Consider the following 23,497-nt stretch of genomic DNA (forward strand, 5'->3'; position numbering starts at 1 on the left):
ATTACTATTCGTATTATGACGACTTGAATAATAATTAGTATTTTTTTCTATACGCGGTTTGTTATCAGTATTAATAAATTTTTTTCTAAATTGTATTCCTACTGGATCTCACATGCCATCTTGATTATTTTGTAGTTGCTCACCATCCTTAGCTTTTACTACTTTTCCACCATTTTTATAAAATGTTGGTTTATTTTCCATATCATAGAAACGTCTTTCGTCTGGAATAGTACCGAATACTCCAAAGTTAGGAGCAAAATTAGAATATATAGAATTAGTAATAGGAGATCTTCAATATCCTATAGTAGGAATACCATTAACTTCTTGAGTTCTAGTTATTGAAAAATCTTTAAAATAAGGATTATTACGATTTGTTTTAGCATCTCTAATCGATGGGATTCTATGCCTATTTCACAAACTTAATTTATTAGGATCTCTAAATTCACCAGGAACTTTATCAAAATTAAATTGTTTAGTAGATACAGTATTCCCTCTCTTTATATTAAATGGCTCTCTTCAACTCCAGTCAAGATTACCCGACTGCTTAATTCCATACTCAGATATAATATCTGCTATCTGATCAGTTTTAGTTTCTTTAGGTAATTTACTAATTAAGAGCTCTTCTAACTTTTCTGTACGTATATTACTTGGGAGTTTATGTATATTATCTAATTCCGATCTTCTAAGCTTTATACTAGGAAGCTCTCCTGTTTTTGGTCTTAATGTTACAATATCACCAGTAGCACTTTTACTCTGAGCATTTCCAGCAGTTTTTCCTAAATTAGTCGCACCACGTACCCCATTTATAATAGTTCGTATATCTTTAATAGTTCACTCACCGTCCTGAAGATTCTGTCATGCTGTGGATAAACCATTCACAGCAGCAGCACCTGATAATATTTTAGATGAATTTTTAACTATTGAGGCCACAGCTTTAGAACTTTTTAGTGCTTTTGCCAACTTTGTTGCCTTAGCTCCAGTTCCTAGTCCAGGAAGTAATGTAGCGGCATCTAGCCCTAAATTAAGAGCTAAACTTCCAACATCTCCTCAATCTAAACCATCACGAGAAACATCTGCACCGAAGCCTGTCATAGACCCAACAGCACCAACACCAGCTCCAACAGCATTACCATATACTGGTACAAAAGTAGCACCAAGAGAAGCGGCATCAGCAATTAAAGCTATAAGTTCTGCTTTATCTGTACCCGTCATCTCAGTTCCATCCCCAATAATCTTATCTTCTCCAGACTTACGAAGCTTAGTATCAACCTTTTTAACATTATCGTTACTAGCTTTAATCGCATGTGCTCTAGATATAGAAGTTCCCCCAATTTGAAGTTTTAAGACCCCTCCTTGTTTTTTATATGGAATCTGTCCTAAAGAACTAAGTCTATAAGCAAGTCCTCTAGACTCTAGATCCTCTGGCGATGTAATTTCTCTTAATTCAGGATTATCTACGGTTCCAGAGTATAATTTACGATAGTCCCCATACCCAATAGTTGCTCCTTTAGTATATATATCAGAAAGTATCTTAGACAATACTGGATATTTACGTGTAATTTGTTCATAATCTGTTGGATTAACACGTCTTAAACTTATATTTGAGAGATATGGATTTCGTATAAGTCCACTAATTGCATTTTTAACAATAGGATCTCTTAGTACGTCCTGATTTCTAGATAAATAATCACCTAATTTTGGATCAACATTTCATAGATAGTCTCTCATCTTATCTGAATCTTCAGATAAAGAACTATTTAATATATAATTATCTCCTCCAGGATTCTCATCGTATCAGTAATATAAATCACTTCCTGGCTTTTGATATAGAGAATAACCAGTATTAGGAGTCTCAGCATTACCATAATCAGCGATTTTAACTACATTACCGACTGCGCCAAGAGTATAATATGGACTAAAAGCCCCAGTTGTAGCATTTGTATAATAATCTTCTATAACTTTTTTATCAGGCTGCTCTCTTAGATTAGTTATAAAATTTTTATATCTAGGATCATCAACTTTAATAGCTTTCTTAGTTATTGGGTCAATATATATTCTAGTTGCTTTGTTTACTAAAGGATGCCCAAATATATCAAATAAATTATTATTTTTTGTATTATAGTCTTTATAGTAATCATAAATTAATGGATCGTCTGCTTCTCTAATATATTGCCCAGACACATCTCTACCGTACTCACTGTCTTTGAAAACTGGTGAATATATAGGATTACCTCTATCGTCATGCCCTAAATTAGATCATCCCGAAAAATTATTATCTTTTCAATATTGTTTAATACTTGACGCATTTCCCCCAGTATCTTTATTCTCAGACACAAATTTTAAATACTCGGGCAATTTAGAGAGAGCCTCCTGATTATCACCTCTATACACTCTTCCATTAATTATAAATAAACCTGTTGTTTCTGGAACAAAATTCGCATCACTTCCATAGATATTCTTAAACTCATCGTTTAATCATACGTTTCCATTACCTATAATACTTTGTAGACTTGGATTTATAATAGAAACTTTACCTTCTTTATCTACATTAAATATATTCTTTAAATTATAATCTAAACCCGCTTTATTAAATCTATCTTTCTCTTCTTTGATTCTAACCGTCTCTGGATCTATACTTACAGCTTGTGCAGTAACTATATCTTTTTCAGAAGGTTCTTCTCCTAAAAAGATTCCTATATCATCTAAAGCCAGTCTATCCTTCTCAGTTCACGAACCATCCTCTATACGTTGTTTTAGATCATTTATTCCTTCGGTTCCTAGTTTATTATATAGATCAATATAAGCTTGCTTATCAAGCTTCCCATACCCTTTAAACGTGTCATTAGATGTATAATTAGTTATACCTTCTAAATCTCCTAATCTTCTAAATCCTTGTAAACTATTAGCACCACCAATAAGAACACGTTTTCCATCTACAAGTTCATACTTACCATCTTTATCTTTCTTATATTCTACATTTATATTCTTAGACCAGTCGTGAGTAGTACTACCTGGAGTAGGTTTAACGTATGTAAAATTCTTTAAGGCACTAATGGCATTTCTAGAAGAAGTTTCTTTTCCTTTTCAGGCATTTCCAAAAAATCTCCCAAGAGCTCTTCTAGGAGTTTTTAATCTTTCTTGCTGACTATCAGTAACATCAAAAGATACATTATCTGATAAACTGCCATCACCAGATGAAGTAAATGTTACATCCTTCCCATGTTTAACGGCATCAATTATATTCTGAAATTGGTTTCCAACTCTGGATTCTAAACTTTTACCATATGAAGAGAGTTGATTAATAAAATCATCATCTACCTGATGTGTAATATTATCGTATGTAAATGTGCCATATTTCTTAGTAGTAGAGCCTCCGTTATCATATTTAATTACTTGTGCCATTTTTTATCACACTTGTATTATACTTAAAAAGGGAGATTGATAGTCTCAAATCTCCCTTTAATCTCTTAGCGGCCATTATTACATTTTAATCTTGACCTTCTTACCTTTAATATTACTAAAGGCCCCATCTCCAACTACCAGGGATTTGTCTTTCTGATTCTGTTTTAATTTACCGTAGATTTCTCCACCATCTTGCTTCTTAGCACATTTACGTCTTATCATCTTTCCTCCTTTTTTGAAAACAGGAGCAGAAGAGGCGGGAGCCCCCAATGGCTCTTGTTGAGGAGCTTGAACTTGTTGTAGTAATGATAGAAAAGCTTCACACGCTTGAGATAACATATTACAATCTCCTGATTGAAGTCCCTGAGCCATCATTTCAGCTATTTGAAGAATAGGATCCTGGCTCTCTTCTTGCGCACCGCCTACAGGAGTAGAAACGATATTCCCACCTTCTTGCATAAATTTTATTACCTTCATAATTTATTTTTATTTAATTTAAGAAATCTTTTATCCTATAATTATCATTTATTCATTTAATGCTCAAAGATAACACTTTAGTTTCTAATTTCAAAATAAAAATAATAAAATATTTATATACATTATATTTTATTAAAATATATTTGTTATATTAAATATAAATTATTATCTTTGCAGCACAACCCAAGAATAAAGAAGAATCTATTTCATTCTCTAAGGAGATGCTAGATTAAACATTAGATAATATAGGGTTAAAGAGGATAGTTAATATCTTCTTATGGGAGGCAGTATATACTGTCTCCCTTTTTTATTTTTAATTTGGAGCGTTTATATACTCTACAGGATTAGTATCCTGAGTATCCATATATTTAAATATAGTTTTACCAAGTTTAGCATAGTCTACATTATTCTTACTTTTATTAGCTTTCTTGGCCTTTTTAATCAGAACTTTAGAATTCTCTCTACTAAAGATTCTCTCCCCTCCTACTAAATCCATCTGAGGCTTTCCATCAGATCCAAGAATATACATTTTATCAATATCCTCCTCACTAATATAATCATCAACATCACGGTCTAACTCATCGCCTATTTTGATTCCAGAGTTAGAATTTACTTCAAGTACATATTTTGTTTGTCCTTCTAAACCTTTAGGAGTAGAAATAATAAGCTCTTTACTATTAGCTTTACCTAACACTATATTATAAACTTCGTCGTCCTGATCTATAAATATAATATCAATATCAAACTCCATTTCAGCCGTATTAAATATTACCTGCCCTTGATTTTCTGGAAAAACAAATAATATCCCCTCATCATTCTCCATAGACTCAACATTAGAAAGACCTTTAGATCTCTCCTCTTCAGTCTTAGCTATTAGAACTTTATATTTTTTATCTGCGATTTCAATTATCTCTTCTTTCATTATTTTATACTTTTAATTAATCCACTCCTATCATCTGTATTTCTTAATAATTCGTAGCAAATTAATTTTCCAGCATTAATAGCTATATCATCAGAAGAATCTTGTTTATATAGTTTATATAATGATTCTAGTTCATGTGTAAATTCTTTACGAAGTGTCCATTCATCTTTTTCTACTTCTGCCGTTTGAGTGACACCGCCTTCTGAATGTATTACTATAGGTATTCCTTTAGTAGTAATTTGATCTTTTAGATTTTGATCAACTTCAGTAATATTATGTTTTCTAGCATGTAAAGCTCCCTCAGGAATAAGATTCATTTTTCCTCCAAGCTGAAATTTTTTTGGATCTTGTTCTGTAGGTTTTATTGATCATTTATTAATAAGTAATCTACCATTATCTAATTCTGGAAATTTTATTCCTTTTTTTGATAAAATTAATTGTGGAGAATATCCATTATATTTATTTTGATTTTGTGCGAAATATGTCTCAGAAGCGGAGTTAGATTTTCTAAGTTTACTTTCTACACCTATATCTGTTAATAAAGTATTGACTCTATTTTGTTCATTTATAAACCTATTCGCTTTACCCTTTCCAAACAACATTCTTGTATTACCTAATTTTTGTGCCGCATCAATATCTGCTGTAGACCCTCCGTACGAACTAGCTAGTTGATCTATTTCTACCGATTTATTAGACTTTGCCGTTTTTCCTCCAAACATACCAACTAACATTGATACTCCAGGAAGACTATTAAAAAACCCAGCTGTATTTGCAGCACCACTCATTCCCGCTCTTTTTGCAGCACCCTTATCTATATTTCCTAAATTTAGACCAGTAGCTGATCCAATAGCGTCCACTACTCCTGAAACAGCTCCTATTATGGCTCCTACTGGTCCAGCAGAACTTATACCACTTCTAATACTCTCTCTAGTAGCACTCTGCTCTGGAGATAAGCCACCAACAGATGCAGCGCCTAATCCAGAACCAACGGCTCCTAAACCGTTCTGGAGCCATTTAGACATATTTTTAACTCCTCCTTTATAAATAGTTCCCATTTTAATTCTATTTGAAAAACTTTTCCAAATCTTTATTTATTAACTATAATTTGTAGATTATAATTTATAACTACAAAAGTAGATACGCCAAATTGCTTTTTAGCATTTTACGCATAACTTAGCCTTAATAATGATTGGATAGCATTAATAATAACTAACTTATCTCCAGTATATTTAATACGAATTTTAACTCATTTATCTCGTACTCTTGTAGATTTAAGATCTGATAAATATAGTTTATCATTAGCGTCTTTTTGTTTATTATAATAATATATTGGGTCTATGGTAGTAAGCCATCTATCTTCTTTATATTCAATATTTCCAAGTCTACGGCCGTTTGTCTTTATATTCTTTAGATGCTGATTTATTTTTAAATAATATTGACCTGTGACAATATCTTTATTAATCTCAACTTGTCTTTTATTAAACATTGTACTATTCTTAGAATTTTTAGAATTCTGAGAAAACTCATTATCTAGCTGTTCTTTCTTATAACCTATATTATTAAATGTACCATTAGCATTTCAATATTTATCTGCATTTACATGTTCTGCTTTATAAATACCAGCTTTGTTAAAATCATAAATATCTCCAATAAATTCAAATTCTAGACTATTTGGCTCTACATTATTCGATATTAATACTAAATTATCAAATATTTTATGTATTCCTATAGGAGTATTTACTACAAACTCAAATTCAAATGGCTCCTGTTTGTTGTACCATTTAGTAGGAAGAATTTCATTATCAAGATCATCGTCAAAATAATTAATCTCATTAAAAATTCCAGCTCTTCCATGAACATAAAACCCATTTCTTAATAGTTTTTCATAAAGATCTATATTTGTATTTTTATCCTCAATATCCCTAACTAAAACAATAGACTCAATTACAGAATTCCCATTTGCTCTAATTTTATTTTGATTTGTTTGAGATGAATGATTTTCTGCATTATCTATTGGTAATTTTTCTCCTTCACCATTTTCAGACTTATCTAAAGAATCTAAGTTAGGTGTAACTTCAAAATCTATTTTTAAATAAATTAATTTATCAGTTTCTTTACATTTACTAACTTCTAATTTAAGATTTTTCCCTTCTTGATATATTCTAATATATTTAGGTATAGATTCTTTATCATATTCTCCAATTAGATATTGCGATCAACTTATATCCTTTGCATTTAATATTTTACAAGGAATATCCATACTATTTTCTCTTGGCGTTTCTGTAAATATAACTTGTTGCTCAATACCTTGATTATCTAAAAGAGACGATGTTATAGATGTTATTCTAATATTAAACTTATCAAAGAACTCATAACCTTTCATAACTAATGTCCTAGTTACATTATCATATTCTCATAAATTACCACATGCCCTTCCAAAAGATTTATTTCTATCTTCAACATGTATTCCAGATTCAGTATTTATATTATCATAAATTATACCATATAAAGAGGCTCTTTTTCTATCTAAAGATAAAAAGATATTATTAATATTTTCAGACGCTAATGGTGTTCAACTATATTTAGAAATTCATTTTTGAAGTCGTTCATTATAACATAGGTTTCAAACTTTATCTCTATTATAGAATGTAAACATTATATCGCCTTTATAATTATTATAATGAGTTTTAGCGTTCTTTAAACTTATAGTTGGATATTTATCACTCTCGTTAAGAATAATATTATCATTTAAGAATCTCTGAACTATCATATCAGATATTATTTTAAATCCTTCTACCTGATTATATCTTCAAATCTTCTTTGCGAATGTATCTATTCCATAAATTCCATTAGGTGTTCTAATTACGGATTCTTGTCAAATACTCCCATAATCTGGAGATATTGGTGTTACTTGATTTTGTAATACTCCAGCGCCATACATATGTATAGACTGCCCAGTTGTAGTAGCTAATAAGGCTTTTTCGTTAATTGGAATAATAGCGCAGCCATGCTCAAATACACAAAATAAATTGGATCCTAAAGGCAATAACTTTACAATAGATCCGTACTGGCGCTCAATATCTTTATAAGCTAATCCTTGAAATATTCGATATGCACTTCTAAAATCATCTTCTATTTGAACATCACTAAACATAATTCTTGTATCAAATATATCCTTTACATAAGGAACATTGGGTATTGTGAAATACTTTTTAAATGGAAGTGATGTTGAATAACCAGCATTTAATAATTCAGACTCTGGAATCTTACTTACAGGCGCAGTAGTCATACCTTGTAATGGATAAAAACTTCTTGGATTACCCATTAAAGACATTTCTTCAGTATTTTGTCGGTTTTCAGATCTTAATCCAAGATTATAATTAGATAAACATTTGTAAGTTATTCATTGCCCCATAGGAACTGTGTTGATATCAGCTCTATTCATATCTTTTCATTTTTCAATTGATGTATCACTATATCCTTCATAACTATTTTTTCAAGTTTCTGGACTAACAATCAAATCATTAGTTGGGACATCAGAATCAATAAAGTTAGTATTTATTTTAATAGTGACTGTAGAAGTAAAACAATCCCCTCTATATACATCTGGAACAATAGAACGAATATTATTTATAAGAGAATATACTGTAATAATCTTTACTACTCCGTCTATTATTATGGAATCTTTATATAAATCTCTGTTAATAACTATAACATCATTTTCTATAATAGTATTTACTTCTGATTCTGTTTTTCACGTACCTTCTATCAATCTTTGACTAATTACTTTTTTATTAAGTTGATAAGGTTTCTTCAACTCCTTATCGTTTAATTCATATCTTGGGCTAATTGCCATAAAAGGAGATAAATCATTACCTCTAATTTTAAAATAATTAGTTTCATATGTTTGAGAATAGTTAGATATTCTAATTAAATATAAAGAGTTATTATTTAGATTCTGATTAGTGCCAACAAATGAACAATATATACCTCTAACAATTTTAGTGTTATCTACTGCAAAATTTCTACTTTCCAGGAATCTAAAATCTTTAGCCTCCTCAGAAGATCCACATCTTGTAGAATAACCATAATCATCAAGATAACGTAAAGGAATATCGGTTTGTATATAAATTAATTTACTTAATGTCTTATTTCCACTATCCATAATACTTGGATTAGCATAGTATGATCTTATCATTCCATTTCTAAATAAGTTAAATCTATGTTCCTCTTCAAGTAAAAACTCTGAGTTATCGAACATCGATTGTAACTGCTTATTTACTATTGCGTCTAAACATAATAGGCCTGAGCACTGCTTTGTTGAAGTTTTAATTATTCTATCTTCATAAGAAGTAGTTAGAATTTTAGAGTTGTTAATAAATGATTCTGCAAAATAATACCCATCAGGAAATTGTGTATCATCATCTTTTAGTTTACCTCATCTATCACTATCTTTTATATCCGTTATCTTTTTATCAACGGTATCGTTAAAAAGCATTGGAATATAACTACTTTTATCTACTCCGACAGTAAATCCTTCTCCTAGTATAGTAGGAATTCGTTTTTGTCTAACAAAGAAGAATCCTTTTACTTTATAATATTTCTGAAGTTCATCTAGCACTTCATTATTTATAGTAAATGTAATGCCAATAGGATTTACGCTATGCTCGTTTTCTTTATAATTAATAGGATGTAATTTTGGAAATTTAAATACGCCTTTAGTATTAGTTAAATAGGAATTTGTAGATAAGAAGAAATCTTCGTTATTAATATTAACTAGCTTTTTATCTTTCCCTTCTTCATGTTTATATAAAGAAGATAAATCTCCTTCACCATATACAAAATTTTCCATATTATTCTCAGCAAACTTGCACCCTCTAAGGTTATATACAGGACTTAATGAATCATCTAAAAAGATATAAACTATACCCATTCTATATAACTCGTCGGGCCAGTACCCTAACGAATAATAGATGTTTAAAGGATTATAATATTCACTCTTACCTGTATTTGCTCCAGGCTGTATATAATAATTTTTCGGCTCAATATATCCAATTGAAATTTCTTTTTGCTTACAAGAAGCTTCTATAAAATAAGATATATTCTGCAGTTCATCATTCTTTATAACTGTCTGCTGAACATTTCCAAAAAATAACATATTTTGTACTTGCGCTTGTGATTTTACTCCAGTGCATATATTGTATTTAATATTTAACTCCTCCTGATTTATATGATCAACTTCTTCAAATCCATCGATAGATAATAGCATCGCAGATCCTACTATTTTATAAGGAGTCTTTAATGCACAGGTTTCTGATTTAATCACCCCATTCAAATCAGAATAATCTCTTCTATAGTAAACGAAAACTTTACTAAAAGAAGTATCGATATTAGTTAAACTAAAATTTATTGACTTATCTGTACGTTCGTCTTCTAAAGTTCCTGAGATAGAATGAATCTTCTCAATAGTCCCTTTAAAGACACTTACTAACCCCGACTCTGCAACAATATCTGTCTTATTGTAATCATTATCCGCTAATTTAAAATAAAATGTATAATTCCCACCTTTCAGCTGACCATGATAAGACACATCCATAAGGTCTACTTTTGGAATCTTATTTATATTCCTAAATAATCTTGTTTGCGCATCTATCTTTCCTTCTCTATAGAGATTAGTCTGTTCTGTTTGATTTCTTACAATTCTACGATATTTATTATCCTCAATAACAGAATATGTCGTATTAATAATTCTTGGAGGATTCATATCATCATTTATAATTAAATTTACAGTCCCATCATACGACGGCTGACATTCAATATCTACAGGCTTACTCAAATTTATATCTATTTCATCAGTAGTAAAATCCTCTATTTTTCCTTCTTTTGAGAATTTATTATGTAGAGGATTATACTCGTGAGCTAGATCTCCTTCTGATTTATATTTCTTAGCTGTAAGTTGAATTTTCATTATTCTAAATTTTCGTTTTTTATAAACTCTGAATTTGGAGTGAGTAATAAATAAACCTCGTCCCATGTAATTAAGGAAGATCAATCCAAGCCTCTAATACACCCGTCCTGCACTCTTCCGCCTGATATAGGATGAAGCATAACGTCTGGAAGTCCAGAATAATAAAAATATCCAGTATTATTTTTATATTCAAATAACATAGATTCTGCTATCTTATTGATATTCCTACTAATTCTGTTATCTTTATTATAATCAGTATAAACTTTATTTAAACTATAATTATTACTTTTGTCAATGTCTGATATTTTAACTTTTAGTGTATTACTTAATAGATTTATAAAATCTGCCTGTTTTGTGTCTATATTTTTAAGTAGTGTTTTGTCTATGTACTCAGTTTGTAATTTTTTATTACTAGAGACTACATTAGCTACATTTCCAGTTAAATTACATATAGAATAGTATTCAGAATCTACTCCGATATTAGTGAATATATTATTTAGTGTTTCTTTAGGTAGATTATTTATATTTATATTTTTATACGTAATTGTCTCTAACTTGTCAGTTCTAATAAAAGTATTATTAAAAATATTATTAGAAGACACTTTATTAGTTTGCCCAGTATATGTTGTAATGAATTGTGATGCCCGTTCTAAATTTATATATCCATATAAATGAATTCCTAATCCATACATCAATGCCCCAACACATCAATTCATAAATTGTTCTACTGTGTTTTCAGTTGGAACAAGATTCTTTATAATATGTTTTTGTGTCTTAGCTGTTGTTGACACTAATCAAGTTGTTAATAAATCGCCATCTCCAGTAGTTCTTAATAACCCGCGGAAATCGGTATTAAATTGCTCTGGGAAAAATTTGATAACTGCTGCTGATTTTTTAGACCCATCTTTACACTGTATAGCTATTCCACTAGAGGCAAGTGTGTATGACCCATATGCTTCAATACTAGCTTCATCTGCAAAGTTCCATCCTCGTTTATAATAACTCTCAGTTGGATCGGTGTTACCAGAAGATGGCAGTATACTAACAAATGCTAATGGTGAATTACTATTAGCAATTGTATTATCAAATTTCTCAGCTGTGCCATCAACATCTTCAATATATTCTGATAAATCAGTCCAGTTAAATATATAATCCAGGTTAATAAAGTCAAATGTATCTAGATTTTTAATATTATAGATCATTTTAAAATGACTATTTTTACTACTAATAGCGAGAGCTTGATACGCCTTTCTTTTAACTCCAGAATTAACTAATAATCTACTATCAATAATAGTAAGTCTATTTATTGTAGACTTTTTTGGATATTCTTTCCACTCCTTTCAATTATAACTTAATATATCACTAGTTTTTCATACTCCATTATACGCTTGATCTAATACAATGGATAAATTTTTATATAAATATCACTTTTCTCCTTTTTGGCCACTGTAAGAATTAGCATAAAAATTACTTAATATCGAATTTGTGTAAATTGTACTAATATTTTCATACTCGTTAGAAGTATCTTTTGAAATATTATATATCTGATCTTTATTTTGTTGAGATACAGATTGATCGTTTCTAGTATTTGTAGTTGTAGATTTAACTAAACCTTTTCAAGATGTATCAGCCCATATCCCCTTATTATTTAAAATAATTGGAATGGCTATATTATATGATAACTTTGAAATACTTGATGAAAAGCAACCAGAACTTTTAGAGGTAGAGATATCTTTATTCATAGCTTTTTCTGAGGCCGTGATATAATCATCTAGTTCATCAGTTATCTCGGATATAATATTATTATTTTTACCAGAATCAATATCATCATAAAACTTTTTGTCAAAAAGATCAGCATCATTAAATACATTACTATAATAACTATATGATTTATGTATAACCTTATTTGGTGTAGCATCATTTAGTGTAATAGTACCGTCAGTAATAATAAAATCAGATATTTTATTTGTTCATTCTGTTAAAGATATATCTTGAAAAGTTTTTTTAGATGAGTAAAATTTATTAAATACTTCAGAAGTAACTAAAAACTGAGCTGTTTTAAATATGAGATTTTCAGAACCTGTATCATCTTTAGTAAAAAAGGCAACTTCAAATAAATATATTTCCTCTTTCTTAAATTTTGTATCGAATCTAATATTTAATATATTTTGACCTAATAGATTTATACTTGGAATTTCAGTATAGCTTGTTATTTCACATGTACTATTAAAGTTATCATTAATAGAATGTAATTTATATTTACATATTAAAGACGATATATTAATAGAAGGACTTACAATACTAAAGTTAATTGTTATATCATCTGTACCAACTAAATATTTATATATCTCAAATACTTTTATTTTATTTGCAGTATATAAGTCATTTAAATTAATCTGATATTCGACTCTAAAATTATCATATACAATTCCTAAAGTCTTTTTATCAGTTATATCACTTATTAAATACGGAGTAGCTCTAATAGTTACAGCCTTATCCCCTTTTAGAATCAAATACTTCTGTTTCTCAAGATTATAAGTTATAACGTCGATTTTATTACCATAATTATCTCTACTAGAAAAATCTGCTCTACTCAATATAGTATAACTCTTATCATCTGTTTTAATTTCAAATAATACTTTTAAATGATCGAAATTTTCAGTTCAATCCACATTAGTATTTACTGTTGCCTGCCCTTGTATATTAAAGAATAAAGTTCCGCCATTTGCTTTATTTTTAGCATCAATAAATGCAGGAAGTTTAATATCAGTTAAATATATATTAAAAGATTCTAAATTAAGTAATGACGGTTTATACCCCAATCATCCTGGCGTTTCTCAAGTTACAGAAGGCATATTACCATCTATAACATATGGAGAATCTTTTTCTTCTACATTATTAACTTCATACACTTCCTTTGTATCTGTTAGAATACAATAGTTAATTTTCTGAAATATTCACGTATTTTTAGTACTTGCTGGAAGTTTATCCCCTTCTTTATCAGGCTCTATATATAATCAATATTTATCTCCAGGATTTAAAAAAGTATCATTAATATCTCCTTTTTCTGGAAATAGGATTGTAATATTTTGTTTTGGACTATAGTTTGTAAATAATACATCAGTTATAGATGTGTATTCAATATGTTTATTATCACCTTCACCTACATATATAATTTTTCCATCTGTATCTCTTTTAGGACTATTTACATTTAATGCGATATCATCTCATACTCAATCGGGATCAAGAGGATTTATTTGGATTCCATGATAAAAATCATTTTTAGAAGATCTATCTGTATTATCAAATAATGTTTGTGGTGATGGATACGATCCTATCTGACATTTCTTATCAATAGGATTATATGAAACAATATAAATAACACTTCCATATTCTTTAATTCCTACTGGTATATAATCTGGTGGTAACTGCGCTTTTTTAAGTTTATAGTTACCCATATCATTTTGCAGTATAAACTCATTACCATTATATGTGATAATTGTACCGTTAATACAGTCGGTTAAAACTGTATTTGGGGTAGTTAATGGATGTAAATCAGTATTTAGCCCATCTGTAAAATAATTCGCTTGCGCCTGCTTTGTTTCCATAGTTATTTATATTGTAACAATTTTACCTTTAGCATTTCTACTAGCAAAATGCTTAAAGCTTCTTGTTGTGATTTCTTTCTCTTGAAAAAACCATCCAACATCTATTGGATAGTTTAATATAAAAAAGTATTTCTTAGATTTATTATTAAAAATCTCCTCTTTTATCTTATGTAATCATATATTAGTAAATGTAACTTCTTTATTTCTTTTAGATGATATCTGGGATTGATAATCTTCTCATTCTTCGTCATTTAAACCGAAATAGTACGCCCCGTCATATTCTTCTTGGGCGTACTTATATTTCAGCCGTAACTTTGTTTGTAATTTAGCTGTATTGTATAATACCCTCTTGTAATTATCTAAGAATTGATATCCACAATATGCAGACTGCAAATGAGTGCGCACATTAATATCCGCCCCTTTTTTTGTTAACATATAATATGTATAAAATCCATACTCAAGGACAATCCTAAGCTCCTCACGTGGTATATGATTATACTTCTGCTCCATTACATCTAGGTAGTCATCAAGATTTTTTACCATATTAATAATATTCTCTAGCTTCATGTGTAAATTTATCTATCAACTTCTTAAATTCTCCATCAACATGTATATTCTTTTCCTTTGTCCCAACCGTACGTGTATTATATCTGTACACAAGTTCATTACCTGTAAATTGAGATAGTATATAATCTATATTCATAAATTTTCCAATCTTATATAGTCTTTTAAATTTATCTCCTGAAAACTGTTCCATACTAATTTCAGCATATGCTCCATATCTAAGTGGCAACACAAAGGTAATATTATTATTAATAATATCCAAAAGTATTTCAAAAAAACAATCTTTAAAAATCTTAGTAGCTAATTGTTTAGGATCTTTATATCTATTCTTGACCCACTGCCCTCTTAAGATTTTTTTATCTAATCCATCATACATATCTTCCACAAGAAATGCGTGTTTTTTTCCAATACGATACATTATAACATTGCTTTAAACGATTTTCCATAGGTCTTTCTATCAGCTCTAACCTTAGCATCTAATATATCATTCATATCATTCTGTGAAATATGCATAGGCACTCTAGCAGAATTACATAATCTTAACCAATCTAGTTTTATAGCAGAGGCAAGTTGAAAAAGAGCCCCGTTTCTTTGCGTTAAACTCTTCTTATACATATCCATATAAGCGAAATATGAAGCCAAAGCTTGAACCTCTTTATCATTTAATAATGGGAGCCCATCTTCATCCATAACTACTCCATGATATAGCACAGTTACGGCTTGATAATCTCTATCGAAGACTAAATCGTCTCCATCACGTCTATATTTAGCAAGAACTCCTTTATCATAAAATATATTTTTATTACGTTTCCAAGATTCTATATATTGTTCAGTTCATTGATTATATATATCTGGATACATGCTATAAGGATGAGTTACCTGAGCGTCAATCATAGGAAGAAATACAGCCTCTATAAGATCTACATTACATGGTAATTTTAATTTCTTATCATCAGTAGGTGCTGTATATTTATATAGTCTAGTTTGTCTATTTCCAATAAGCTCTCATCCAGAGATTAAAATATCCTCAAAATTTGTAGAATCTATTACAGTCCCATATAAAATGTTTGCCTGTGCGTATACTGCTTTTGCATTATGTAGTTTCATAATTATTTAATTTTATTGTGGGATTTGATTATTTTGAGTGGCAGGAAAAGCAAGATTTCTATACCATCTTATATACTTCTCAGTCATTCTCTTAATTATTTCATTAGAGAGAGCCCCCATATCTAGATACGCCTCTGGGTTCTCAGAACAGCAATCTCAATCAAGCAGTCGCCTTGGGTCTTGAAATAAGGCTATCACAGATATATATTTTACAAAAGAAACATTAAAGATATACCCATCCATATTACCATTAGTATTAATAGCCGTATCTATATATACATAAGGATTCTCTGATCCATAACGTCTATATTTATGAAATCTATAAGCCTGATCTGTATAAACACTATATTTAGTATTTCTATCGATACTGCCAATAAATCTAATTGTATCAACATTATTAAGATATACTATTGGTGGAATTTCAAAATGTAATGCTTTCTCTCCTACTTGAAGATTACAACATTTAGATCTATAATCGCAACTTACCTCGACACAATTTATTGCTAAGTATAACTCATCTAATGATACAAGACCATTTAATAGAAACTCTCTCATTATATGATTCTTCTCAGCCACAACCTCATCAACCAACTGCTCTATAGATATTTTTATGTTTGCATTCAATCCAGCGAGACCCGAATATATATTATTAAGTACAGCACTAGAAATTGCTTCAATTGTCATAACTATTGTTATAAAAAATAAGGCAGGACAGGGAAACCCCCGCCCTGCCATCTTTGAATTATATTTTAACAGTAAAAGTTTTATTTGTTCTAATTCTAAAACCATCAGGACATATATAAGATACTTCTACTGTGAACGTATCTCCTATTTGAGGAGTATAGCTTTTATGCGCCTCAACTCCTCCAAAATCATCAATAATATATTGGGGATTATCTATTATACGATATCTAAACTTCGCGTCCCCTTTTATATATTTATCATCGACAGTAGCTGAAACCACAAACTTTGACATATTAAGCTTTATCTACTTTTTGCGCTAAAGCCGCATTAACTCTAGTTTTCTCAGCAGCATCAGCTCTTGCATTATCATCAATAGCTTTCTTATTAGCAGCAACATCCTTAGCGGCTTTTAAATCTTTAGAAGAGGCATATGCATCAGGAAGAATAGTAATTCTATCCGCGTCAGAGAGATTAATAATGTTGATAATATCAACACCAATGCCTTTAGTTGCATCACTTATAAGCTCGTCAAACTTACTCATAAGGCCTTCTTGTACAAAAAAAGTATGCATAGTTGTAGAGTGATTAGTCTGACCAGCAACTCCCATACCACCAAAACCTACACGAGGTACACAGTATGCAAATGAATACTGTACATATTTAGCGCCAAGAACTGGCATCTCAACAACTGAAGGAGAAGTAAAGCGCAGATTTTCATAAGTAGGAAGACGAAGATTATGGATCATATAATCATATGTACCAAACTCTACCTTATTACGAGTATACTCAATAAATACAGCTTGCTCAGCATTAGGAGTCTTGGTTCCATAGAACAACATAAGCTCATCAGCTTCCTCTGAATTTCCAGAGCAACGATTGTCACATACAAACTCACTAATAACAATCTTACGCACTTTCATATATGAGTCAGAACACTTAATATCTACTCCTACTTCGCCATTAGCTTTAACGGTTACAAACTGATATTCTTTAGGGACTACAGTCTTGAACGCTTTAACTAATAGATCGGTCGCCTCTTTATATCCAACAACTCCACCATTCGTTACCCCCGCAGGGACCTCTACATCTATCATAATAGGTTTACGAAAATACCAAAGAGCCGAGCCAAAGTCACCACGATAGTCACGATCTAATCCAAGCTCAATAAGAATCTGAACATGCTTTCCAGCTAAAGGAGCGGTATTAATAGTAACTTCAGCATTTACTCCGTCAATGGGCGTAGTCTTATAAACTTTATTATCAACAATATACTTAGCAAAATACTCGCCACCATCATGAATTCTAAGTTTCTTATCTATATTAGGTTTACCACCTTTGGTATCGCCACCAGCAGGAACTATCTCGGCATTTTTCAAGCTGTTAAGAACAACTTCTTTTTGAAAATTAAACATATTTTTCTTAATTTTAAATTAATAATTATTTACCTCCAGGTATAGCTATAGTCTGATTAACAGGTACATTAGTTTGTAATCTAGGATCACTTGAGTTCTCAAGTAATAATCTAACGTAAATATTAATAATCTCGTAACATACATAATCTGGAAACTCCAAAACCTGTGTGTTATCAACCATATCTAATATCTGTTCTTGTGACATTGAAACATACATTGGCGCTTTTAAATAGGTTACATACAGCTTAGATAGTGCCCACATAGAGTTGCCACTATGTATTTCAATCCTTACAGTGGATTGATTAGACGTTCTATCTCCTTCTGATTTTAATGCATAAAACTCGTAACCATCACTGCCAATAAACGCTGGAGTGTATGAGCCAGCCTCTATTTCATTATCCATCTCTGGGTTAGTCACAGATTTATTATCTGAATTATGATTAATAATATAATAGTAAGGCTTCTTATGTGACGGCCTCATATAATAATTATTAATTATTCCAGGATATAAATCTGCAGTCAATCTATTACATGGAGACGTAATAGTTTTTAAATCATTATCTCCACATCTAGATCTAGAGTTACTTCCAGTGAACTCTGCCATACAATTTAATAAATGTAGATAATCTTTTGGGAGCTCTAATTCTCAAATAGAATCATTAAACTCCTGTCTTGGTACAATATTTTCTACTTTTATTATAACAGTAGTTTGTAAAAAACTAAGATCATCGGAACTTTGTTGATTGTACTCACATCTATTGTATACACCGTTTATATATTGTTGAATAGCTTTGTTAAACAAGTATATATAATCTTCTAATAAAATAGAAGGCGCTTTTAACTTGTTACATTCAATTAAAGCGAATTCATAAGCTTGTCTAAGTCGCATTTCTTCTTAATTTATTTATGAAACATAGTCAATCTAAATTATAGATTTATATGCCTATATTAGTGGTATTTAAATACTATGCTATATTTAAATTATATAATATTCTATTTTTTAATTTCTTGCTTTTGTCTATGCATTACCATCTCTGGAAATGTTAAGTCCTTAATAGCCTCGTATATATTCTTATTTTCAGGGTTCTTTAAATACAAGATAATTGCATCATCTGTTGCACCAAGCATTGTTTCACTAAACATCCAAATTCCACTCTGGTTAACAATAATATTCTTATCCTTAGCATCTATAACTAGAAGTTTTACTGCTTGGTCTGACCCAGTATATAAATCAATAATTTCTTGAGGACTCTTCTCTGCACGATTATATAGATAATCTTGTACATCAGTATCAGGAGCATTACGCATAGCCTTACCTAGCAGCTTACACTTAGTGATTCTACCTGATGGCGAATCATTTTCAATAAACACATATGCCTTTGTAACCAACTGAATACGAGATACTTTTTTCTTTGAAATTTCACCATCTCTTTCTATGTAGAAATCCGCTCTACCATATCTCTCCTGTGTACCATCAATAAGATAGTTACCTTGTTTATCTTTAGCAGTTCTTTCAGGGGCTATCACAGGACTTGTTTCAATACATTTTCAAAGATTAGCCTCATACGAATCATTTAAATTAAAAACACGCCCACTATAAATCTCAATAAGCTCATCTTCTGGAATGAAAAAGTCTCTTTCTGAATCATTAAGTTCATCTTGACTTAGGACCATTTCACTTTCGCCATTAGAATTATATCTAACCTTCTTTACAAAAGGAAAATTTGTCCCATTCTTCTGTTTCATTGGCTGAAGATAATATTTCTTCTCTCTACCATACACATTCTTAAGTGTTATTTTATTCATTACTGTTTGTTCTTATTATTACTATTTTATCTATAAAATTTTTAGAAGTACCCCCTAATTAAAGGGGATACTCTAAAACAATACATCTATATTTATATATTTTATACCTCTTCTAAAATTGCAGAACGATAAGGATTCATAACACCAACGCCGTGGTAACCCCAGTTAACAATTCTGGCGCCAGATACTGGACTTGAAACTTCTCCAGATTCAAGACCAGATTTTCCACCTACTCCTGTGATAATATTGTGGATAATATCTCCACCTTTATAACTGAACATCATTATTCCAGGGGTGCCGTTTGAATCGGTAGTTAAATCAATGAATATACCATAAGCTTTCTTAGGGAATTCCAGATCCAACGATCTATCAAGACGGAAAATCATTTTATTACCTGCAAATTCATAAGACTGATAAGTTGCACCAAGATCTACATAATCTTTAGCACCTTGCGACCATACAAAACATCCTGTAGTTTTCCAATCACGAATCCATGTAGACATGGTTCTCTGAACCATTTGCCAGAATCGTGTATTACAGATAAACACCCAAGAATTTCCTGTAGGCTCATCAGCCTTTGTAGCCATCTCATTCATAGCCCCTTCAAAAATACGTGTAGTAAGCTTGTTGAACACATATTTAGTTGCAAAACGCTCTATTTGAGGGATTATACCTTCTGTTGCAATAATTGGTCTACCAATCTCATCGGTAATAGTTGATTTTCCATTCTTATCAAAGTTACCTTTAGAAAATAGTAACTTATTGTTACGAGCTGCCATAAAACTATCAAGACAAACTTTGTCTGCACCAAAAAGTTTGCATGTAAAATCTTTATCTTTTGTTGCAATATTAATAAATTGATCTTCCATTGCCATATACTTGGCGGAGTAATCAAGGTCGCATCTAGTAGTTCCTATAACGGTTCTATGACGTTCAATATTACTCTGATATTTTGTAAATCCTGTTTCATGCAATTCAGGCATATGATTGGTAATGAAACGTGTATCAGTACCAACTATAAGGTCTATATCAAGAGACTCTTTGTAGTCATTGTCAATAACACGACAAACGTATTCAACAATAGCGTCAGAGCGTCTAACTGGAGAAAGCATAACCATACATTGCTGACGAGTTTCCTCAATAACAAATACGTCATACATCTCGTAATACCGCTCGGGGAAATGGAAAATAACTTCAGAACCATTTGAACCGTTCCCCTCAACTGCAAGAATAGGGATTCTCTTGACAAAATTAACGTCAATTTCCCATTCAATTAAAAATGAGTTAATAGGTTGGAATTTGCCTGGCTTACCTTTGTCCATATAGTAGATATTCATTAACGCCTCTGTTAAACTTGTTGCAGTATATTGTTTATACAGATTAGATACAATACCTAACCGCTCAGGCTTCTCTCCTAACCATTTGTGTAAATCTTCATATGTGCGGGTACTCAAATTGTTATCTTATAGGCTCTTTATCCTATAATTCTACTAATTTACCATTTTAGTAGTTCAGATCATATCATCTTCTAAGTATAGAAGTCTTGCGCTCGTGTTAAATATTAATTACTTTATAACTCATTGATGGAACTTTTAGAAGTATAATCTCTCTAATAATATTTAGAAATTTTTTACCCTCAACTGTTCCACAACGTAACATTCACTGTGTATTATCTTTAGCACCATCTGCTTTGACAACATTCCATTTTACATCATATTTATCTATAAAATATTTTTGTATTAATTCATTTTCAGATTTAGATAAATACGTACGTAGTCGTAGAATATATCCACATCTCGTCTTTACATTTTTATTGTATACATATTTCTCAGTTAGACAGCCATCATCCATCCATCATATAGCTATCGAAATTGGAGCCAATAGATCTAATGTATTAGATGTAATCATTTTTTTATTTTCAGGATATAATAAATTCCTAAAAAGCATAAATGAAGTAGATTGTCTACGTATTCTAAAATAAGATAAAGTCTTTTCCGATACTATACTACCATTCTTTTTATATATAGAATGTTTTAAAATATTAATAACTTTTATATTTTTACCACCAACTACAGAATGAAGTAGTTTTGCTTTAAATGTTAAATATTCTTTTTTTCTATCACAGTGTGTTATCTGGAGCATTCCTTTTGGGTCAATATACCCATCTCCAAGAGTTAAGCCTATCATAATGGCCTTATCATAATTAGTAAATTTCATAATATACTATTTAATATTTATTGATCGTTGAACCTTCCCATCATTGGGCTTGGCTGCTGATTTTCTAATATAAAGGAAGAATTCCAGCAATTCACAAGATTTGCTATAATAATTACTTACTATAGGGGCAATACTTCACCCATTTGCGCATGCGAAGAACTAAAACTTGTAATTCTCATATTTATTCAACTTTTTTAAATTTATAATAAATCCTCACCGTATTTCGTTTCTACGGATTTACGATGATTACTAAAATTATCTTCTCGTATCTTACCATCTGATGTAACTATAGTAGTCTGTGGCTTAGACTCTGTACTTCTAGTTGTTTTAAGTTGAGACTTCCAATAATTACTAATATCTGAAACAGCGTCCTTACCATAAAGTGCAAACCATGCTAATTCAACTAGCCTTTTTGGATCATTTAAATCTTTAAAGAACTGAGTAGCCCCATTCTCATCTTGATTTAAGACATAGTTATAAATCTCTTCTTTCTCAGAATCTTCTATCTGGAGACTATCCGACTTACTATCTTTATAATCCATAGAAATTGCATTAAACTCTGTAAGTTGACCTTCGAGAGCGTTTTTAAATGAAGTAAACTGATCTTCTCTCTCTCTCTCTTTCTCTGCAATTATATCTTCTTCTTTTGACTTATATTGTTTACGAAGTATGTCTACTTTTTTATTAAACAATTCGCTGTTCTCTTTTGCATTCTCTAGATCTGTCTTAATCTCCGCGTCAGTCATATCGCTAAATTTTTCTTTTAAATCAGCAACATAAAGCTCATCATTAGAGTATTCATCAACAGAGTATTGTTTCTCAATAGGGCCGTTTTCTTTAATATAGTCATCAACAGCCTTCTTAGAATAATACGTAACTACATCTTGAAATGTTGCATTGTTAGAACGTAAGTAGTTTACAACTTCAACCTCGTCTTTACTAAGATTTGGAGTAGCAAGCTCCTTAAGAATATTTAACTTTTCATCAGAATCTAAACTATTAAAGTCTACTTCTTCAGTTCCACCATCTTCTGTTTCATAAGTTACTTTACCATCTTTAAGACCATACTCATTCAAAAAAGACTTTAAAAAGTCTCCCGTATCTGACTCTGATTCTTGTTTAGATTCAGATCTAGTTCTAGGATCTGTATTAATTTCAGTAGATGGCGATGCTAATAAAGATTCTCCTGCAGGAGTTTCTTCAACAACTGGCTCAGTACTAGCCAAGGTGGTTCCCTCAGTAACATCTAGTAAGTTATCAAAGCCGTCATTATTAAATTCAAAATGATTTGACATATTTTCCTATTTTTTCTTATTCAATTGATTATTAA

General features: G+C 30.6%; 29 protein-coding genes. All 29 read right to left on the reverse strand.

What is annotated here, in order from left to right; all coding sequences use genetic code 11:
- Positions 1 to 1,047 precede the first annotated feature (1,047 nt).
- The 29 genes from RR409_RS09890 to RR409_RS10030 all read right to left on the reverse strand — a co-directional run bounded on the left by RR409_RS09890 (position 1,048) and on the right by RR409_RS10030 (position 23,462).
- Positions 1,048 to 1,539, reverse strand: coding sequence for a hypothetical protein (locus RR409_RS09890; protein ID WP_332557585.1), 492 nt, complete (start codon positions 1,537 to 1,539; stop codon positions 1,048 to 1,050).
- Between the two features lie 255 nt (positions 1,540 to 1,794).
- On the reverse strand, positions 1,795 to 2,181 hold the full coding sequence (locus tag RR409_RS09895; RefSeq protein ID WP_332557586.1) for a hypothetical protein: 387 nt from the start codon (positions 2,179 to 2,181) through the stop codon (positions 1,795 to 1,797).
- A 903-nt stretch (positions 2,182 to 3,084) separates the two neighbouring features.
- On the reverse strand, positions 3,085 to 3,402 hold the full coding sequence (locus tag RR409_RS09900) for a hypothetical protein (RefSeq protein WP_332557587.1): 318 nt from the start codon (positions 3,400 to 3,402) through the stop codon (positions 3,085 to 3,087).
- Positions 3,403 to 3,480: 78 nt separating this feature from the next.
- On the reverse strand, positions 3,481 to 3,861 hold the full coding sequence (locus RR409_RS09905; RefSeq protein WP_332557588.1) for a hypothetical protein: 381 nt from the start codon (positions 3,859 to 3,861) through the stop codon (positions 3,481 to 3,483).
- Positions 3,862 to 4,192: 331 nt separating this feature from the next.
- Positions 4,193 to 4,801, reverse strand: a complete 609-nt coding sequence (locus RR409_RS09910; protein WP_332557589.1) for a DUF192 domain-containing protein — start codon at positions 4,799 to 4,801, stop codon at positions 4,193 to 4,195.
- On the reverse strand, positions 4,801 to 5,118 hold the full coding sequence (locus tag RR409_RS09915) for a hypothetical protein (protein WP_332557590.1): 318 nt from the start codon (positions 5,116 to 5,118) through the stop codon (positions 4,801 to 4,803). Before RR409_RS09915 ends, RR409_RS09910 begins: the two co-directional genes overlap by 1 nt.
- Positions 5,119 to 5,169: 51 nt before the next feature.
- Positions 5,170 to 5,823: a hypothetical protein gene (locus RR409_RS09920; RefSeq protein ID WP_332557591.1), complete on the reverse strand. Its 654-nt coding sequence runs from the start codon at positions 5,821 to 5,823 to the stop codon at positions 5,170 to 5,172.
- 224 nt (positions 5,824 to 6,047) lie between these two features.
- Positions 6,048 to 6,287: a hypothetical protein gene (locus RR409_RS09925; protein WP_332557592.1), complete on the reverse strand. Its 240-nt coding sequence runs from the start codon at positions 6,285 to 6,287 to the stop codon at positions 6,048 to 6,050.
- A 729-nt stretch (positions 6,288 to 7,016) separates the two neighbouring features.
- A complete protein-coding gene (locus tag RR409_RS09930; protein ID WP_332557593.1) occupies positions 7,017 to 7,184 on the reverse strand; it encodes a hypothetical protein in 168 nt (55 codons plus the stop codon).
- A gap of 492 nt (positions 7,185 to 7,676) precedes the next feature.
- The gene (locus RR409_RS09935; protein ID WP_332557594.1) at positions 7,677 to 8,126 is read right to left on the reverse strand and encodes a hypothetical protein; all 450 of its coding nucleotides are present in this window, start codon (positions 8,124 to 8,126) and stop codon (positions 7,677 to 7,679) included.
- A 429-nt stretch (positions 8,127 to 8,555) separates the two neighbouring features.
- The gene (locus RR409_RS09940; RefSeq protein WP_332557595.1) at positions 8,556 to 9,062 is read right to left on the reverse strand and encodes a hypothetical protein; all 507 of its coding nucleotides are present in this window, start codon (positions 9,060 to 9,062) and stop codon (positions 8,556 to 8,558) included.
- Positions 9,063 to 9,239: 177 nt separating this feature from the next.
- Positions 9,240 to 10,769: a hypothetical protein gene (locus RR409_RS09945; RefSeq protein WP_332557596.1), complete on the reverse strand. Its 1,530-nt coding sequence runs from the start codon at positions 10,767 to 10,769 to the stop codon at positions 9,240 to 9,242.
- 80 nt (positions 10,770 to 10,849) lie between these two features.
- Entirely contained in the window at positions 10,850 to 11,461 is a 612-nt protein-coding gene (locus RR409_RS09950; protein ID WP_332557597.1) for a hypothetical protein, read from the reverse strand.
- A 102-nt stretch (positions 11,462 to 11,563) separates the two neighbouring features.
- Positions 11,564 to 11,971, reverse strand: a complete 408-nt coding sequence (locus tag RR409_RS09955) for a hypothetical protein (RefSeq protein WP_332557598.1) — start codon at positions 11,969 to 11,971, stop codon at positions 11,564 to 11,566.
- 768 nt (positions 11,972 to 12,739) lie between these two features.
- Positions 12,740 to 13,366, reverse strand: a complete 627-nt coding sequence (locus RR409_RS09960) for a hypothetical protein (protein ID WP_332557599.1) — start codon at positions 13,364 to 13,366, stop codon at positions 12,740 to 12,742.
- Between the two features lie 66 nt (positions 13,367 to 13,432).
- A complete protein-coding gene (locus RR409_RS09965; protein ID WP_332557600.1) occupies positions 13,433 to 13,591 on the reverse strand; it encodes a hypothetical protein in 159 nt (52 codons plus the stop codon).
- Between the two features lie 411 nt (positions 13,592 to 14,002).
- Positions 14,003 to 14,377 (reverse strand): hypothetical protein, encoded by a 375-nt coding sequence (locus tag RR409_RS09970; protein ID WP_332557601.1) that lies wholly within the window; start codon positions 14,375 to 14,377, stop codon positions 14,003 to 14,005.
- A gap of 544 nt (positions 14,378 to 14,921) precedes the next feature.
- Positions 14,922 to 15,317 carry a hypothetical protein gene (locus RR409_RS09975; RefSeq protein WP_332557602.1) on the reverse strand — a complete coding sequence of 132 codons (396 nt, stop codon included), beginning with the start codon at positions 15,315 to 15,317 and terminating at the stop codon, positions 14,922 to 14,924.
- A 41-nt stretch (positions 15,318 to 15,358) separates the two neighbouring features.
- Positions 15,359 to 15,631: a hypothetical protein gene (locus tag RR409_RS09980; RefSeq protein WP_332557603.1), complete on the reverse strand. Its 273-nt coding sequence runs from the start codon at positions 15,629 to 15,631 to the stop codon at positions 15,359 to 15,361.
- Positions 15,632 to 16,204: 573 nt separating this feature from the next.
- A complete protein-coding gene (locus RR409_RS09985) occupies positions 16,205 to 16,732 on the reverse strand; it encodes a hypothetical protein (protein ID WP_332557604.1) in 528 nt (175 codons plus the stop codon).
- 58 nt (positions 16,733 to 16,790) lie between these two features.
- Positions 16,791 to 17,024, reverse strand: a complete 234-nt coding sequence (locus RR409_RS09990) for a hypothetical protein (RefSeq protein ID WP_332557605.1) — start codon at positions 17,022 to 17,024, stop codon at positions 16,791 to 16,793.
- Between the two features lies 1 nt (position 17,025).
- Positions 17,026 to 18,144, reverse strand: a complete 1,119-nt coding sequence (locus RR409_RS09995; RefSeq protein ID WP_332557606.1) for a hypothetical protein — start codon at positions 18,142 to 18,144, stop codon at positions 17,026 to 17,028.
- Positions 18,145 to 18,169: 25 nt separating this feature from the next.
- Positions 18,170 to 18,748 carry a hypothetical protein gene (locus RR409_RS10000; RefSeq protein WP_332557607.1) on the reverse strand — a complete coding sequence of 193 codons (579 nt, stop codon included), beginning with the start codon at positions 18,746 to 18,748 and terminating at the stop codon, positions 18,170 to 18,172.
- Between the two features lie 42 nt (positions 18,749 to 18,790).
- The gene (locus RR409_RS10005; RefSeq protein WP_332557608.1) at positions 18,791 to 19,033 is read right to left on the reverse strand and encodes a hypothetical protein; all 243 of its coding nucleotides are present in this window, start codon (positions 19,031 to 19,033) and stop codon (positions 18,791 to 18,793) included.
- Positions 19,034 to 19,137: 104 nt separating this feature from the next.
- Positions 19,138 to 19,671 carry a hypothetical protein gene (locus RR409_RS10010; protein ID WP_332557609.1) on the reverse strand — a complete coding sequence of 178 codons (534 nt, stop codon included), beginning with the start codon at positions 19,669 to 19,671 and terminating at the stop codon, positions 19,138 to 19,140.
- Between the two features lie 21 nt (positions 19,672 to 19,692).
- The gene (locus tag RR409_RS10015; RefSeq protein ID WP_332557610.1) at positions 19,693 to 19,950 is read right to left on the reverse strand and encodes a hypothetical protein; all 258 of its coding nucleotides are present in this window, start codon (positions 19,948 to 19,950) and stop codon (positions 19,693 to 19,695) included.
- 101 nt (positions 19,951 to 20,051) lie between these two features.
- Positions 20,052 to 20,933, reverse strand: a complete 882-nt coding sequence (locus RR409_RS10020; RefSeq protein ID WP_332557611.1) for a hypothetical protein — start codon at positions 20,931 to 20,933, stop codon at positions 20,052 to 20,054.
- 871 nt (positions 20,934 to 21,804) lie between these two features.
- Positions 21,805 to 22,167 carry a hypothetical protein gene (locus tag RR409_RS10025; protein WP_332557612.1) on the reverse strand — a complete coding sequence of 121 codons (363 nt, stop codon included), beginning with the start codon at positions 22,165 to 22,167 and terminating at the stop codon, positions 21,805 to 21,807.
- Between the two features lie 200 nt (positions 22,168 to 22,367).
- Complete coding sequence (locus tag RR409_RS10030) at positions 22,368 to 23,462, reverse strand: hypothetical protein (protein WP_332557613.1); 1,095 nt, start codon at positions 23,460 to 23,462, stop codon at positions 22,368 to 22,370.
- Between the last annotated feature and the right edge of the window lie 35 nt (positions 23,463 to 23,497).

The organism is Clostridium sp. (genome assembly GCF_036642255.1).
Lineage (GTDB): Bacteria > Bacillota > Clostridia > Clostridiales > Clostridiaceae > Clostridium_J.